The following is a 15,475-nucleotide window of genomic DNA, read 5'->3' on the forward strand; positions in this document are numbered from 1 at the left end:
TAGCATATATGACACAAAAGCCCATTCCTATAAAATATCTTTCAACAACTTTTTACTATGTTCGTCTAGTTGAACCCAATCTGGAATATCACAACGTCTACCTTCTAAATCCGTCAAAATAATTCGCTTATCCCCAATAACTTGAATATACTCATGCAAGTTTCTCATTATTAATGAAATAGGTCCAAGATGGGTTTGCAGCTCCCAAAACCATAAATCTGACCTTTTCTTTATTGAATCAATCCTTGTAACTCTCGGCAAAAAATAACGAAGCTCCAGCTCTTCTTTCATAATCTCAGCACTATGATTATCTAGTTCAGTTAGCTCTCTTACGACACCAAGCTCTATATTTTCTTTAGTGTGAATGGACACATAAGAGTTTGGGTATACAATCGGAAAAGCTAGATAAAGCAATAACTCATCATATTTCTTTCCCTTAATTACACCATGCAGCAATCCACCTGTATCTCTATACAAATAAACATCTTCAGGCAGAAGAATGGTAATATTGTTAGTTTGCATTATGTGACCACTCCTCTTATTTTTGACATTTCCATTTGCGCCTCAACAAGCTTTCGATAAACACCATCTTGCTTCGCTAGCAACTCTTCATGCGTGCCAAGCTCAACTAGTTTGCCGCGATCAAGCACAACAAGCCGATCTGCATTTCGAAGTGTAGACAAACGATGGGCAATCGCGAAGGTTGTTCTGCCTTTAACTAAATTAGCTAGAGCGTCTTGTATTTTTCGCTCAGTCTCTGTATCAACTGAAGCTGTTGCTTCATCTAAAATTAATATTTTCGGATCATGAATAATCGCCCGTGCAATCGCTATTCTTTGCTTTTCTCCACCTGAAAGCTTATGTCCACGCTCTCCAACACGTGTATCATAGCCATTTGGCAATCTAAGAATAAACTCATGTGCATTGGCAATTTTAGCAGCATTCATAATTTCCTCTGGTGAGGCATCAGGCTTAGAATATGCAATATTCTCAGCGATTGTACCGTCAAATAAAAAAGTTTCCTGCAAGACTACACCAATTTGACGCCGCAATTCGCTTTGTGCGATACTGCGAATCGGAATTCCATCAATCGTAATTATGCCTTCATCGACATCGTAAAAGCGACAAAGTAAATTGATAAGTGTAGATTTTCCTGCACCTGAATGACCGACGATTCCAATCATCTCTCCTGATTTCACTTTCAAATTAATGTCTTTCAGTACTGGTAAATGCTTTTCATAGCCATAGGTTACATTACGCAGTTCAACCTCTCCTTTAATTTTATCCAGTTTAACTGCTTTAGGGTCGTCTGGGACCTCAGATGGTGTATCTAAAATTTCAAAAATGCGATGAGATGCAGTCAATGCTCTACTCGTCCAGTTGATCATTTGGCTAAGCCATTGGATCGGTCCAAACAGCATACCCAAATATGCAACAAATGCGAGTAACTTACCCAGTTGAAGGCCATTATCCAATACTTGCTGCCCTCCGATATACCAAATGATAATCGTACCGAAACTTGTAATTAAGCTGAATGCAGGAAAGAAATATTGCCACATTTTTTCGGCGCGAAAATCATTTTTAACTACTTGTTCGTTAGCAGCTTTATAACGAGCCATTTCTAACTTCTCTTGCCCGAAAGCTTTAATAACTCGGATTCCTTGTAATGTTTCACCGACTAACGTATTTAAGCGAAAGATCGATTGCCATTGTTGATAAAAACGATGACCAACTTTAGGCCAGATTATTATGGACATTAGCACTAAGAATGGTATTGGAATTAATGCGAGCAACGACAGCTTCCAATCAAGTGAAAATATAATAATAAGAATAAATAGAAATCGCAGCAAATGACCTGCAATGTAAATGACACCGTCTGTCATAAACTGACGCATTGCTTCTGCGTCATTATTAACTCGACTAATAAATTGAGAGGTTTGTCTTCTATCAAAATAAGCAAGAGATAATTTTAAGAGCGATTGATATATCTCATGTCTAATATCGCCCATAAGTTTTGAACTAATCGTCACCCCAATATAACCGCGCAACGCTTGCATCGCCGACATAACAAGAAGTGTAATTGCCCATGCTGCGATTACGATAATAAACAGATTGTCAGCTCGTTGTGGCTGAAGCACATCGTCAACTAAGATCTTCGTAAGATAAGGTGGAACAAGTTCAATAATTGTGGATAATATAAGCAAACAAACAGCAATAACCCCTTGAAGCTTGTATGGCTGCAAATAGTTCAACATCCGCAAAGCAGCATATTTCTTGCTCGTACAAAACTCACAAACTTGACTGCTTTCCTCTAATGGACGGTTGCATTTATCACAATAACGTGGTAAATCTTTGCTTGATAAAAGAGGCAATTCTTTTTCTTGTGCAAGTGCTGAAATTAGCTTAGCTGCAAAGCTCATTGCTGATGTCTGCGAAGAAGTATAGCGAGAAAAAACGATGCTATTCTGCTCTTTTGTATCGATGATCAGCATGCCACTGCCTATATTGCTGACAGTTCTCGCTTCCCTAATCGTATGAATGAATAGCCTCCTAGTTTTCTTGCTCTCTTGCTCCCATATCACTACTTCATTTTTCGTAATAGCTAGCCATTGATTAGCAAGCTTGCCATTCAAATTTAAGTCAACTTTTGTGCTAAATAAGATTTCTTCATTGAGTTGATTGCAGAAATGCTGTGGTAACGTATTCAACATAGCCATTTCATCTCTCATCCTTCTTCATAATCAATTGCACTTTTAAATTCCCCTTATCCATGCTAAAGATTCATCACTTGCAATGAAATGAACTTGCCCCTTATCCAGTTCCTCAGCTTTATATAATCTAACTTATTTATTCAAATACCCAATAATCAAGATTTAGAAGATTACTAGTTTGCTCTCCTCTAAACACTAGAAATAGATGTTGTATACCTTGAGCATTTGAAATTTCGGTTTTCATTTCTATAAACTCATGATTTTCTGAAGCTGGAACAACTAATGTACCGATTAATTCTCCTTCAAGACTGCCCAGACGCAGCTCAATGCTGGCAGGCTTGCTTCCTCCTGCGACAGAGGCTGTAAAAGTGCTGGCTCCGTTACTGCCAAAGTCTACATTGGATAAACCAATCCAAGCACCGTTTTGTATATCAGTCACAATTCTTTTGCCGCTATCAGTTGGATGAGCTTCTGTCTTAATTCCAGCACTCCAACCAATTGTTTCAGCTTCTACTCGAACGTAAGGATTAAACGCTTTCAATTGCGGTACTCCTTTATAGTCCGCAACGATCTCTTGAATTGTTCCATCTTGATTGAAACTTACCTTATTTAAATGGGTGGAGCGATACCCCTTAGGCACTCCTAAAGCTTTAGCTAATGTTTGAGCATGATAGGCAATATACCACTCGTTATGAAACTGAAAAATAACATGATGATTATTACCGCCTACCCCAAAAAAATGAACAGGATTTTTCAAAATTGTTCCGGCATATGTCCATGGTCCCATTGGAGAATCGCTAATCATGTACGCAATTTCTCCAGCAGGAGGGCTCCCTGCTTCCCGTGTACCGCTATAAAAGTTAGAGCAATAGGTGTAATAATACTTATCTCCAACTTTATTTATTCCAGAATCTTCAAACATATATGGAGCAGGAATGACCTCTGCTTCTCCAAGCACACTAATCATATCTTCACCAAGCTTCATTACTCGTGCTGTGTTTGGCATTGCATCTTTTCCTTCTGGAACACCGCCGCCAAAATAAATATAGCCCTGCCCATCCTCATCTACAAAAACTGCTGGATCAAACAGCCATGTTACGTCTGCAACACCCGCTGTCTCTCTAGTAATTAATGGACGACCAAGCGGATCAATCCACGGTCCAATTGGACTATCACTTGTTAATACACCGATATGACTCGCATTGTTGGCAAAGTATAGAAAGAACTTATCCTTACCATCAACAACCTTATGTACAATTGCTGGAGCCCAAGATTGTGTCGCCCACTTAGCTGCACCTTCTCTGCCTGCTACATTAATCTCACCATGATCGGTCCAATTCACGAGATCATCAGAGGAGATAACAGCTATTTTGTTAATAGTGCTATACGTATTATCTTTCACTTGACCATTCTCATCATATTCCAGCACATCATTTGTCATATACAGATAAACTCTATCCCCATACACAAGTGCATATGGATCAGCTCCAAATCTAAATGTAACAAGCGGATTATGATTTCCAAGTTCTTTCCCTATTGCAGAAATTAGCGGCTGTTCTTCTGTCTTTTCGATAACATTAGATTCAACTTTAACCTCTTCATAATTCATAGTATTCATCTCCTTTTTGGCAATTAAAATAATTATTAAACTAACGATAAGCCCAGTTGCAATCATTAAGATTCCTAAGAGCAATTGCTTTTTCTGCACATGACCCCTCCCTCTTAAAGCAACGTATAGTAAACAGAGTATCGTTCTCCAACCAATATAACAACCTGTCAAAATGTGGATAATCACCTTTCAATATATAGATTCTTCTATTTAACTAAAAACAGGAGGCGATGATAACAGCCCCCTGTTTTTAAACTCAATTCACCTTTTGTTACTCTAGATGGATACAAATGGTTACTTTTAATCCGTTTAACTCGCTTCTTTCCAGCCTCAAACCACTATTTTCTCCGAAGGTAAGCATTAATCGCCGATGAATATTAATCATCCCTGTCATCTCAGTAAATTGGTCAGCTTGGTTTAAACTAAGCTGAAGTTTTTGCAAATGTTCATCTGTCAAATGCTCACCATTATCTTCAACAACTAGATAAACGTTCTTTTCTGTTTTTTCAAAGGTAATGCGCAATATTCCTCCCATATCCTTTTTTTCCAGACTGTGCTCGTAAGCATTTTCAATGATTGGTTGTAAAATAAGACGCGGCACTTTAATCATGGCGCATTCATCTGGCAGTTCATCAAACCGAACAGCTATCCTTCTTGAAAACCTTAACTGTTGAATTTCTGTGTATACTCGAGAATGCTTAATCTCCTCTGCTAGCGGTACTAAATCATCACTATTGCGTGTAATAAAGCGAAAATACTCACCAAGCATAATCGTAAATTGCTCAATACGTTCTACATCATTGACCTTTGCCAATGAATTAAGAATAAAGAAACTATTATAAAGAAAATGAGGATTAATTTGCGATTGTAATTGCTTCAGCTCTGAACGTTGCATCATCATCTTTAACTTAAATTCTTGATCAATTAACCCAGCTAACTTCATAAGCATTTGATTAAAGCGCGTATATAAATATCCAAACTCATCCTTTTTATCATGCTTAATAAAATGATCTAGCTCTCCTTCTTCCATTTTTCGAAAACTTTGTACAAATAATAATAATGGCTTATGAATATAGCGATAAGTAAAATATGAAACGGTAACAATAGCAATAATCGATACTAATACAAATAACCATGCCCAACGATAGAAAAAACTTAAAGGACGCTTTACGGTTTGTTCTGGGATATAAGAAACAACCGATAGCTTTAAAGTGTCAGAGCTTGCTTTATCAATATGATAAACGGTTTCATTATGCTCGAGCAGTTTGATATTGTCTCTTGATTCCTTCGTACGCAACAAGTAATTTTGCACCAAAGACTCTGCTGCCTCACTATTCATTAAACGAAAATCTGTTGTTTCCGAAAATAGAAAAGCTCCGCTGTTATCATAAAGACTAATTTGCTGCAAAGATTCGCTTAATCGATCCATATCAAATTGAATTTGAATAATATAGAGCGGAGACTGGCTTTTTTTTCCTCCATATCGAGCCGTAACCAAATGTAATGAAGACCATAAATAAGTTAACCTTTCCGAGTTATTCTTCATAGACGTTTCCAGCTCTTGATATCTTTCGCGATTAAGATCTGTAAGAGAGTTTGCTGCCGATATACTTTTATTGATTGATTCAATGTAAATCGTAATATCTTTAATATATGAGCTGTTAGTTTTTAGTGACGTAAGGCGGTGCATCAAATACGCTACCCTCTCTCTTTTCTCCACACTGCTCATCATTTTCCAAGTAGACGATAGCTTTTTCAACTCATTGTCCTGCAGTAAATCATATTGCTGCAGTTCCATCCATTCTATTTCTCGATCTAAGTCTTCTAAAAAATAGTTAAGCTGCGTAACAGTTGCTCGCGATATGTCTTCACTAGCATTGTTGTAGCTCCAATAATAAAGATAGAATCCGAGTAATACAATTGGAATAATTACAAGAACATATGTAATTAAAAACCGAAAGAATATAGTGTTGCGAAATGAAGTGACGGGTAATTTAATCAAAAGATCTTCCTCCGCTTATTCAAGCTACTTAACTAGCTTTCAGTTTTATATGCTTATCTGTAAAATGGTTTAATTGATTGAGCTGAATTGTCGGTTTTGACGATACCACTCATTCACTTCTTTTGTAATGTCATCACCGCCCAGTTTTCTCCATTTTTCTACGAACTTATCAAACTCATCTATCGGATCACCTAGAATAATATTAATGTAAGCTTCATGCTGCAAATCATGTAAAATGCTTTGTGTCTCGATCATCGTTTCTGTAGGTCCTCCAGTATAAGCTTCATATAGCAATTGGTCATTTTTCACATATTGATGAAGAATTGAAAATGCCCCCTCCTTGCCATATGTTCTCTCCCACCCCCATCCTGTTGAGCTGTCTTCGCCACCAGCAAAATAAATATCAATGAGTTTCTTAATTGACCTTGCTTCTGAGTTAAGCTTGCTCCAATCCCCGGTACGACTTGCTTCCTCTAACTGCAGATATGCAAAGTAGTTTTTTTTAGCCGGAAAAGGAGTAACAGGAGACAGCTTCCATACAGGATAAGGTGAGCTGTAATAAGTTTCAAAGTTTTCAGTCTTGCCCCAATTTTTCTCAAGATGCAGATTGAATAATTTTACAATCGCTTCTGGATGCTCAAAATCTTTGCGAACAGCAAAATAATTTGTCGTACTAAACTTCAATGGCACTTTTGCAGGTTCTCCGCTTACCGACACAATAGGATATGCCTGCCATGCTGCATCACGATCTGTTTGATGACTTGTCTGAACAAGAAATGAAGCCCACTGTTCACCGTAAAGCATGCCAATCTTGCTGTTTTTCACATATTCCTCTACTTTTAAGCCATTTTTAAATGAAAATTCTGGATCAAGCTGCCCGCTTCGATACATATCTTGCAATGTCTGTAATGCTGTCTTTACTTCCGGCTGAATTCCGCCGAAAACAAGCTCTCCATTATCATTAACTAGCCAAATTTCAGGAAAAGCATTAAAGCCTGCCATAAACCCCTTTATTCCTAAAACAGGATCCCATAAGTAATTCGTAATGGCTAAGCCAAATGTATCATCCTCACCGTTTTGATCAGGATCTAAATAAGTAAACGCTTTCGAAATAGTAAGCACATCATCAATTGTTTTAGGAGGTTCAAGGCCTAAGTACTCTAGCCAATCCGTTCGCAGCCAAATATACATTGCTCCTTCAATTGAAGAAGCGATCTCGGGAATTGCCATTAACTTTCCATCGATTGTAGCAGCATCAATAGGCCCGCTTCCCTCTTGATTAACAAATGCTTTAGTTAAAGTCGTTGCGTACTGTTCATATACACTTGTTAAATCTTGAATTAAACCGGCATTGTTTAATATTCTTAGCTGCTCTGCAGAAACCTTTATAATATCAGGAATTTGTCCAGACGCAATGGCAAAATTAAGCTTTTGCCGATAAAAATCCCCTTCCTCCGTCCAATCATAGTGAATACGAATACCGAGCGTCTGCTCATATAATCTTGTCCATCTATTATCTTCTAACGTTTCACCTGGCAAAAAGCTGAGTAAGTTTTCAATATCTGCACCAAATTCTCTCACAAAAGAAACATCAATAGGCGGATCATATTTACTTAATCCCAGCTCATCATATAAAACGGTATTTTCTATTGAGTGTGATGACCTTACCTCAATTTGTTCTGTATCCTCATAATTATTTTCTTGAATACGACTTGTACATCCGGCTAATAAAGTAACGATTAACACTATTTTGACAACCAGCTTAAATCGAAAACATTTAATCATGCATTTCACCTCAATAAGAGTAGATAAAGTCCAATATTGATTAGTCAGTTTATTTATTTTCTATCAATTTATCTCTATATTCTTGCGGTGTCATGCCTGTAGATTTTTTAAAGAATCTCGTAAAGGAATGTGCTGATTCATATCCGACTTGCAGGGCTACATCACGCACTTTAAGTTCTGCATTGCATAATAGCTCTTTGGAACGCTTAAGTCGACATTCATCAATATACTCAGATATTTTCATACCACACTCCTGCTTAAAAAAACGAGACAAGTATGATGGGTTAAAATAATGAAGCTTGGCTAGGCGAACTAAAGACAAATCTTGGTTTAAATGCTCATGTATATACGTGCATATTTTTTCAATAACAACTGATGCCCGATCTCGTTCGTCTATTAACTTATATGAAAAAATGTTTTCTGCTACAGCGCGTAAATAGTGAAATGCATCCCTCATTGATTGATGTTCGTCAAATCGCATTAATTTGTTATACTCTTCTATTAATTTGTGCAAATTATTTCGATTCATATAAGAGAAAAGCAGAAGCGCAAAAGTATAATATACTTCCATAGAGCGATAGACACTCATATTTTTGTCAAAAATATACGTTTCAACCTCAGTAAAGCATGAAAAAAAATCACATGAGCGGCCCGCTTCCAGATGAGCATTAATAATTTCAACTTTAGCATTAATACGAAACGGCTCCTGCGGAGCTGCTACATTGTCTTGAGTAATATGATCGATTTGAATAATTGGAATACAATCTCCAGCATTCAGCTTTTGTAATTTTCGCAAACGATCATATTGAATTCCAGCCTGTGACCATGTGCAGCGCTTACCACTCATCATAAAAGATACATTAAGACCGAGTGATTGTTGGCAAGTTTGTTGAATCAATTCTAATGTACCCTCACAATAAGTAATCAGATGTTCACTAAATCTTGGCTCACAGTCATTGCTAGGTTGTAAAAACCAGACAATATCACCATATTTGTCAACCGTCGCTGCAGAAATAATTTGTTGCGACATAAAAGAATTCCAGATAGACTTCACAGAAGTAATATTTTCATTCATTTGGTAATATTGCAAATTTTTTTGAGGTGTTAAATGAGCAAGCACAATTAATACTTCCTTATCAGCATCAAGCTTTATATTTAACTTTTCAAAATCTTGTGGAATTGATTTAAGGCAATTGTTTGCTTCTAATTCAACTGCATAACCTAATATTTTTTTGAGAAAATAGTCACTTTGTGCAACTAACAGCAATTCATTTTTTTGCTCTTGCGATTGCTTAATTAAATTGTCAATTTGATGCTCGTAATTAATTTCATCAATCACCTCTTGCATCGTTTCAATTACTTTGCCATATCCTTCTGTTTTTAATAAATATCTAACATTCGATTTTTGAATTGCGCGATATGCGTAATCAAACTCGCTATAACCAGTTAAAAATATTACTCTGCAATGTGGCCAATAAGCGTGAATTTCTTCCATCAGTTCTATGCCGCTCATGCCTGGCATACGTATATCAGTTAATACAATATCTATTCTCGTACTTGATAACCAACTGAGCGCTTCTTTCGCAGAGTATGCCTTACAAACATCGAGATCCTCTTGCATGGCTTGATTGAAAACTTCGTATAATGAATCTGTAATAATCTCCTCATCATCTACAATTAACAATCTGTACACGCTATCTTCTCCTTTGCTGCCTAAACTATCTATTCATTTCAATTCTATCCCACTAATAGGAATACCTTCTAAATTATTATTCTCATTTACTTACTACAACTAATTGCCCTTCCTCAACACCTTTTACAATTTCTATCTCTGTTGATGTGGCTAACCCAGCTTCAATATCCACTTCCTTACGTCTCTCGCCTTCTACAATTTGAACATAATGACGTCCCATATGTGAGCGAATTGCTGATTTAGGCAAAATCACAGTATTTTCTCTGCGTTGCAATGGAATGCTAATTTCAGCGGTGTGGCCGATTTGTACGTTTTGCACTCCTTCGTTCAAGCCAATGATTGCTTTCTTGGCATTTTGCTCTGCTTTTACAGCGATAGTTCTTGTAGGAACAGTTGACGGAGCCTGAAGAACTTTGCCCTCATATTCTGTTCCTTTATACTTAACTGTGACCGACATTCCAACTTCGAGCGCAAGCATTTCATTCGGTTCATTTGCGGTATAAACAAGCTCTACATTACTAGGATCAGAAATCATCGCAATAGTTTGAAACACACTAACCTGAGCGCCTTGCTTTAATGACTCTACAAAGGTTACTATTCCGTCAATCGGTGCGTACAGTTTTACTTGTTGCAAATGGTTTTCCGCCGTGCTTAGTAAAAGTTTTTCTCGTTCTAATTCAATTTTTCTAAGTTGCAGCTCAGCTTCTCCCGCCCCTGATTCCATAGCTTGCTTGTAATATAGCTCCGCTCGCTCTACGTTTAGCTTCTGTAACTGGAGCGCCATCTCTAGCTCATCGTTTTCCAATTCCGCAATTAAATCACCTGCTTGAACATTATCTCCGTTTTTCACATAGATAGCTTTGAGACGACCATTGATTTCCTTATAATAGACCGGTATTGTTTTCGTTGATACAAAGTTTGCTGTTCCTCGAAGATATGTTTCAATCGTTCCGCGCGAAGCTTGAACTGTATCCCACTTTTCCTGAATCTTTTGAACTACCGGCGGTTGTAGCGGCTGTTTATTACTAGAAAAATTCGAGCAGCCTCCAAGCAACAATACAATAATTGCAACAATTCCTAATAGGAATTGTTTTGGATACAACTTCTTCTTTTCCATGTTAATTCAAAATCTCCTTTACGCTTTTTTTGTCTTCTATCAATTAATGAAAACAGCGCCTTGCAAGAACTCAACGTTCTCACAAGGCGCCTTCTACTAACATACCACTAGCCTACGATGCCTGTACGTTCTACACTTTCGACAAAATAACGCTGAACGAACAGATAAAGGATAATCAGTGGTAAAATCGCCAGCAATATCCCCGTATCCTGTACCATGCTTAGATAGAAAGGATCGGCCTTGGATGGGTCACCGTTAAGTTGAATCCCGAGATTATACGGTAATGATGCTAATTGCGTAGACATTACTTTGCTCGAGGTCAAATAGGTGGTTGTGTAGAAACTATCGTTCCATTGCCATACAAAGGAAAATAATGTCGTTGTTATAATTGCAGGTACTGCGTTCGGCAACATAATCTTAAAAAATGTTGAACCTACTCCTGCCCCATCAATATAAGCCGCTTCCTCTACTTCTTTAGGAATTCCTCTAAAAAATTGCCGAAAAATAAATATATATAACCCTGCCCTTAGCGAATTAGCCGTAAGTGAAGTTAGAATAAACGGCCAATAAGAATTGAGTAAATTTACCGATTTACCTGTCAGCAAAGGAATAATCCCCATTAACGTAAAATCCTTTAAGTTCAAATATATAGGAATGAGTATCGTTGTAGGCGGTACAAGAATAGTTAATATAACACCAGCGAAAAGCAAATTGCTCCCCTTAAATTTTAATCTAGCAAAACCGTAACCAGCCAAGGCACAGGATGCTGCCGTCAGTATTGTAGTCGTTGCCGACAATGTAAACGTATTAAGCAATGTTTCCCAATAATCCATAATACGAATAGCATCCTTGAAATTTTCTAGCGAATAGTTAATCGGAATCCATACAACAATGGGTGAATATAAATCAATTTTATCTTTAAAAGCCGTAGAAATTTTTTGCAGAATCGGGTACAAAATAATGAAAGAAAGTCCTGCAATTAAGATGATCCGTATAAACGACCATAACCATCGCTTCCAGCTTTCCAATGACAAGACACGCTTTAACTTTTCATTTGGCAGCGCATTCCCCCTAAACATATAAACACCTTCTTTCTATTCATGATAAAAGACTTTTCGTGACACCAGATACGAGCTAACTAACAAAATAAGTCCAATTGCAATAAAATAAATCCATGCCATAGCCGAGCTTAAACCAAAATTAAATTTGCTAAAGCCAGTATCGCGAATCAATTGTGTCAACTCATTGCGTGAAAAAGAATCAATAATGGTATAAATCATATTAACTAGAATTAGTGGACTAACCATTGGAAAAGTAATTTTCCAAAAAGCTTCATAACCAGTAGCCCCTTCTATTTTTGCAGCTTCGTACAGTTGCGGAGAAATCGTCTGTATGCCCGCAAGGAATATAAGAATTTGCACGCCGGACTCACTGACAATTTGATAAATACGATCAACTGCATTAACTAAATACATAACGATATTTTCACTTAAGCCTGCTTCCAACATTAACATCGCTAATTGTGAGCTTCCAAAAAAGTTCAAAAAGTTATTTGATGATGTATTCTGCTCAGCAATCGCCTGAACTAAGCTGTTGCTTTCCAAGCTAAGAATAATTCCGGAAGCTAAAATTACTGGTAAGAAAAAGATTGATCTCGCAATCGATCTCCCTATGAACTTTTGATTTAATAACGTCGCTAAAAACAAACTAAATATGACAATTAGCGGTACATTGACCACCATGTCGATAATCGCTTCAACTAATGTTCGGTTAAAGCTTGTATTGACAGTAAGCGCTTCAATATAGTTTTTCCAGCCAATAAAGGTAATAATAATTCCTTCAGAATTGGCTTGTATATTACTAAAACTGTAGTGCAACGATGATAACAGCGGCACCAAAAAGAAAAATATAAATCCAAGCAACCAAGGCAATACATAAATAAAGCCCCAAAACGCCTTCTGTCCCGCATAGGTTTGAGGTTTCCCTATTTTCATGATTGTCCACCACCTGTTATATAGCTTACTGCTTCGATTATTTTGCCATCCACAGTCACTTGCGAGCTATTATAGTTGACAATGACATAAACACCGTTCTCGTATTGCGTCTTGTACACTCCGTCAAGTAACTTTTTATGATCGACAATCCTTGCATTGCGAACATTTTTTAAGACTTCATTTACTTCTTCATATATCTCAGCTGCTTGGTCGATCCAAAGTTGATAATTGACTGCATATAATTGGTTGTATTCCGTATCTTTGACCTTAAAATTTGGCTCGTATATCCACTCAAAGTATATGCCAGCGCCATACTCCAATGTTTTAAGAATATATTGGTTTACATCAGTGTAGGAGGATAGATTATATGGCGAGCCAGTGTACTCGAGAAAGCCTCGTACAACCATCTGATAGAATGGAATTTCTTCATCTTCTATCTTAAATTTACTGTTTGACATAGGCGCATTCGTAATGTCATTAAGGTATGGTAAGGCATACGCATTACCGCTGTCAGCCAATATGCTCAATTGCTCATTATAAATTTGCTGCAACGCTTGAACAGCAATACGTTTGGATTCCGCTCGGTCAATTTGCTCACCCTTACGATAGTCACTGTTTAGCTGAGCAGCCAAATCATTAAGTGAGATAGCGTCAAAATGATAATGAGTGAATCCCTTTAATACACTGTTGACGTACTGATTTACATATCGTGGTGATATAACGTACGATGGTGATTTCGTTCTATCTCGTCTATTTGTTGCAATATTAAGCGGATAAATATCTGCTGGAACATCTCGCAGCGTTCTAGCAGCTTCCTTCTTTTCAGAGAAACCTGCTCCTGTATTGGCAATAAGCAGCGAGACATCTGGATATAATGTGATTCCCTCTAATTTTGCATACTCAATTAACTCAAGTAATCCTTTATTTCCGCCGACAGCGCCATCTACTTTTATTTTGTCAGGGACTTTATGATCTAATCCTCCATTAAACCAGCCAGAATACTTTAACTTAATATGATCAATCCCTCTAGCCTTCAACTGCGAAGCAATAATCTGTGCTTGTTCAAAAGTAGTAAGCGGCTCAAGCGCTTGATAAGGTATGCCTGCAAAATGTTTCTTTTTTGAAATACTACCGACTAGCTTTAAGTAAAAAGGAATATCTTCTGTACCGATTTCTTTCGCACGTTGCGGCAATCCGTTATTTTCGATTAAATAATTTTGATATGCATGTGCTAATCCTTGATAGGATGCATGATCACTGTCCAAAAATACATATCGAACGGTGAAATCGGTTTTACTCGGTTCTTCTTGGAACCTCGGTATTGTTCTTTGTTGTCCATTCGCATCTAAATACAACTCTCCTTTATTTAATAAAGTAAATATCGGGTGAACATAGTTATAACTATTTAATCGTCCGCTTATATCAGCGCTAATTGAAGCGACTGCATCTCCTTCTTCAATAATAGCTAAAAATGCAGAGCTTTCTCGTATCATTCCAAAAACAGGAAGCTTAACTTCTTGTGTTCGAACTTCCTCTTCGACTCTATCATATGTTCTGTCGGTACCGTATACAGGTTGTTGATATGCTGGATACTGCGTTTTTCCATTATTAAAATGAATTAACGCTCCCGAACCATCTGGTATAAAAATAGAGCCTTGTTCTTCTATGCCACTAGCTCCAAAAAAATTCAATAAAGAAACGGTGGAAACTGGATAATTATCTGGATAAACAATACTTGATACGGGCACTTTCGCGACAAGACTGTCACCATCTAGCACATATTCGATGGAAGCTAAAAAAATTCGAGGCTCTGGCTTTGTCTGAGTTACGTTATTTTCTGCAATGTCAAACAACAAATCCTCTTCCGTATATCCCGCATCTTCAAAAGCCTTAAGCGCTCGTTCAAGCTGTAAACCTTTTAATGCACTATCATTTCGAACATAAACTCCGTTTTCTTCATCCTCTGTATAAGCTATTTTTAGTGCACGCTGTCCCGTCTTATCGAGTTTGCTAAAAATATGCTCTTCCATTCTTTCCTTACTAATCATCATCGGCATATCATCAGCACTTTTCTGATTGGTCCCGAACATGTAGGTGACCATTACACCGTTTTCGATTTTTTTGGCGTTAATTTGGTTATATACAACACTATCAGAATAGGAGTTAACACTGTTTAGTTGTCCAAATGAATTATAAAAGTCGAGTTTAATTTGTGAGGATAAAATCCCTTTGTTTATACCCGAGGCAAGCGAATCCTGCTCACGATCTGGCGGATTACTGTACCATATTTCACCAGTCTTTTTATGGAGCACTGCAATCTCCCCAGTTTGAGCATCGATGAATAACTGAAGTGTGCCGTTATCGGCAACTCCTTTCATATTGGACAAGCGCGCATCTGTAAAGGAAGCATCTAGCGGTAGCCCTTTTTCAAAGGTCTCATAAAGCTCAGCATTGCTTCCGCTTTTTTCTATAGCTTCTGTATTTGAACAACTTGTTATTAAAAAAAGTAGCAAGATACAGCCTAATAATAGCTTTGTTCTAGTTGCCATCTTCACCCTCTCCCC

General features: G+C 37.4%; 10 protein-coding genes. All 10 read right to left on the bottom strand.

The annotated features are described in order from the left end of the window. Positions 1-27: 27 nt before the first annotated feature. A complete protein-coding gene (locus AC2TDL_RS04005; RefSeq protein WP_484698920.1) occupies positions 28-522 on the bottom strand; it encodes a DUF1854 domain-containing protein in 495 nt (164 codons plus the stop codon). Beyond that, positions 522-2,717: an ABC transporter ATP-binding protein gene (locus tag AC2TDL_RS04010; protein WP_484698921.1), complete on the bottom strand. Its 2,196-nt coding sequence runs from the start codon at positions 2,715-2,717 to the stop codon at positions 522-524. Before AC2TDL_RS04010 ends, AC2TDL_RS04005 begins: the two co-directional genes overlap by 1 nt. A 130-nt stretch (positions 2,718-2,847) precedes the next feature. After that, positions 2,848-4,419 (bottom strand): glycoside hydrolase family 43 protein, encoded by a 1,572-nt coding sequence (locus AC2TDL_RS04015; protein ID WP_484698922.1) that lies wholly within the window; start codon positions 4,417-4,419, stop codon positions 2,848-2,850. A 172-nt stretch (positions 4,420-4,591) separates the two neighbouring features. Beyond that, on the bottom strand, positions 4,592-6,322 hold the full coding sequence (locus AC2TDL_RS04020; RefSeq protein WP_484698923.1) for a sensor histidine kinase: 1,731 nt from the start codon (positions 6,320-6,322) through the stop codon (positions 4,592-4,594). A gap of 69 nt (positions 6,323-6,391) precedes the next feature. Continuing rightward, positions 6,392-8,107 carry an extracellular solute-binding protein gene (locus tag AC2TDL_RS04025; protein ID WP_484698924.1) on the bottom strand — a complete coding sequence of 572 codons (1,716 nt, stop codon included), beginning with the start codon at positions 8,105-8,107 and terminating at the stop codon, positions 6,392-6,394. A gap of 49 nt (positions 8,108-8,156) precedes the next feature. Continuing rightward, the gene (locus tag AC2TDL_RS04030; RefSeq protein ID WP_484698925.1) at positions 8,157-9,800 is read right to left on the bottom strand and encodes a response regulator transcription factor; all 1,644 of its coding nucleotides are present in this window, start codon (positions 9,798-9,800) and stop codon (positions 8,157-8,159) included. A gap of 82 nt (positions 9,801-9,882) precedes the next feature. Beyond that, entirely contained in the window at positions 9,883-10,917 is a 1,035-nt protein-coding gene (locus AC2TDL_RS04035; RefSeq protein ID WP_484698926.1) for an efflux RND transporter periplasmic adaptor subunit, read from the bottom strand. Positions 10,918-11,024: 107 nt separating this feature from the next. Beyond that, positions 11,025-11,996 carry a carbohydrate ABC transporter permease gene (locus AC2TDL_RS04040; protein ID WP_484698927.1) on the bottom strand — a complete coding sequence of 324 codons (972 nt, stop codon included), beginning with the start codon at positions 11,994-11,996 and terminating at the stop codon, positions 11,025-11,027. 15 nt (positions 11,997-12,011) lie between these two features. Further along, positions 12,012-12,911: a carbohydrate ABC transporter permease gene (locus tag AC2TDL_RS04045; RefSeq protein WP_484698928.1), complete on the bottom strand. Its 900-nt coding sequence runs from the start codon at positions 12,909-12,911 to the stop codon at positions 12,012-12,014. Further along, positions 12,908-15,460, bottom strand: a complete 2,553-nt coding sequence (locus tag AC2TDL_RS04050; protein WP_484698929.1) for a DUF5696 domain-containing protein — start codon at positions 15,458-15,460, stop codon at positions 12,908-12,910. Before AC2TDL_RS04050 ends, AC2TDL_RS04045 begins: the two co-directional genes overlap by 4 nt. Positions 15,461-15,475: the final 15 nt, after the last annotated feature.

It is taken from the genome of Paenibacillus sp. plas6 (assembly GCF_057221655.1).

What these genes read in the sequence shown, in the direction of transcription:
- AC2TDL_RS04005 (WP_484698920.1), bottom strand. Translation starts at nt 522, where the DNA reads ATGCAAACTAACAATATTACCATTCTTCTGCCTGAAGATGTTTATTTG.
- AC2TDL_RS04010 (WP_484698921.1), bottom strand. Translation starts at nt 2,717, where the DNA reads ATGGCTATGTTGAATACGTTACCACAGCATTTCTGCAATCAACTCAAT.
- AC2TDL_RS04025 (WP_484698924.1), bottom strand. Translation starts at nt 8,107, where the DNA reads ATGATTAAATGTTTTCGATTTAAGCTGGTTGTCAAAATAGTGTTAATC.
- AC2TDL_RS04035 (WP_484698926.1), bottom strand. Translation starts at nt 10,917, where the DNA reads ATGGAAAAGAAGAAGTTGTATCCAAAACAATTCCTATTAGGAATTGTT.
- AC2TDL_RS04040 (WP_484698927.1), bottom strand. Translation starts at nt 11,996, where the DNA reads ATGTTTAGGGGGAATGCGCTGCCAAATGAAAAGTTAAAGCGTGTCTTG.
- AC2TDL_RS04045 (WP_484698928.1), bottom strand. Translation starts at nt 12,911, where the DNA reads ATGAAAATAGGGAAACCTCAAACCTATGCGGGACAGAAGGCGTTTTGG.
- AC2TDL_RS04050 (WP_484698929.1), bottom strand. Translation starts at nt 15,460, where the DNA reads ATGGCAACTAGAACAAAGCTATTATTAGGCTGTATCTTGCTACTTTTT.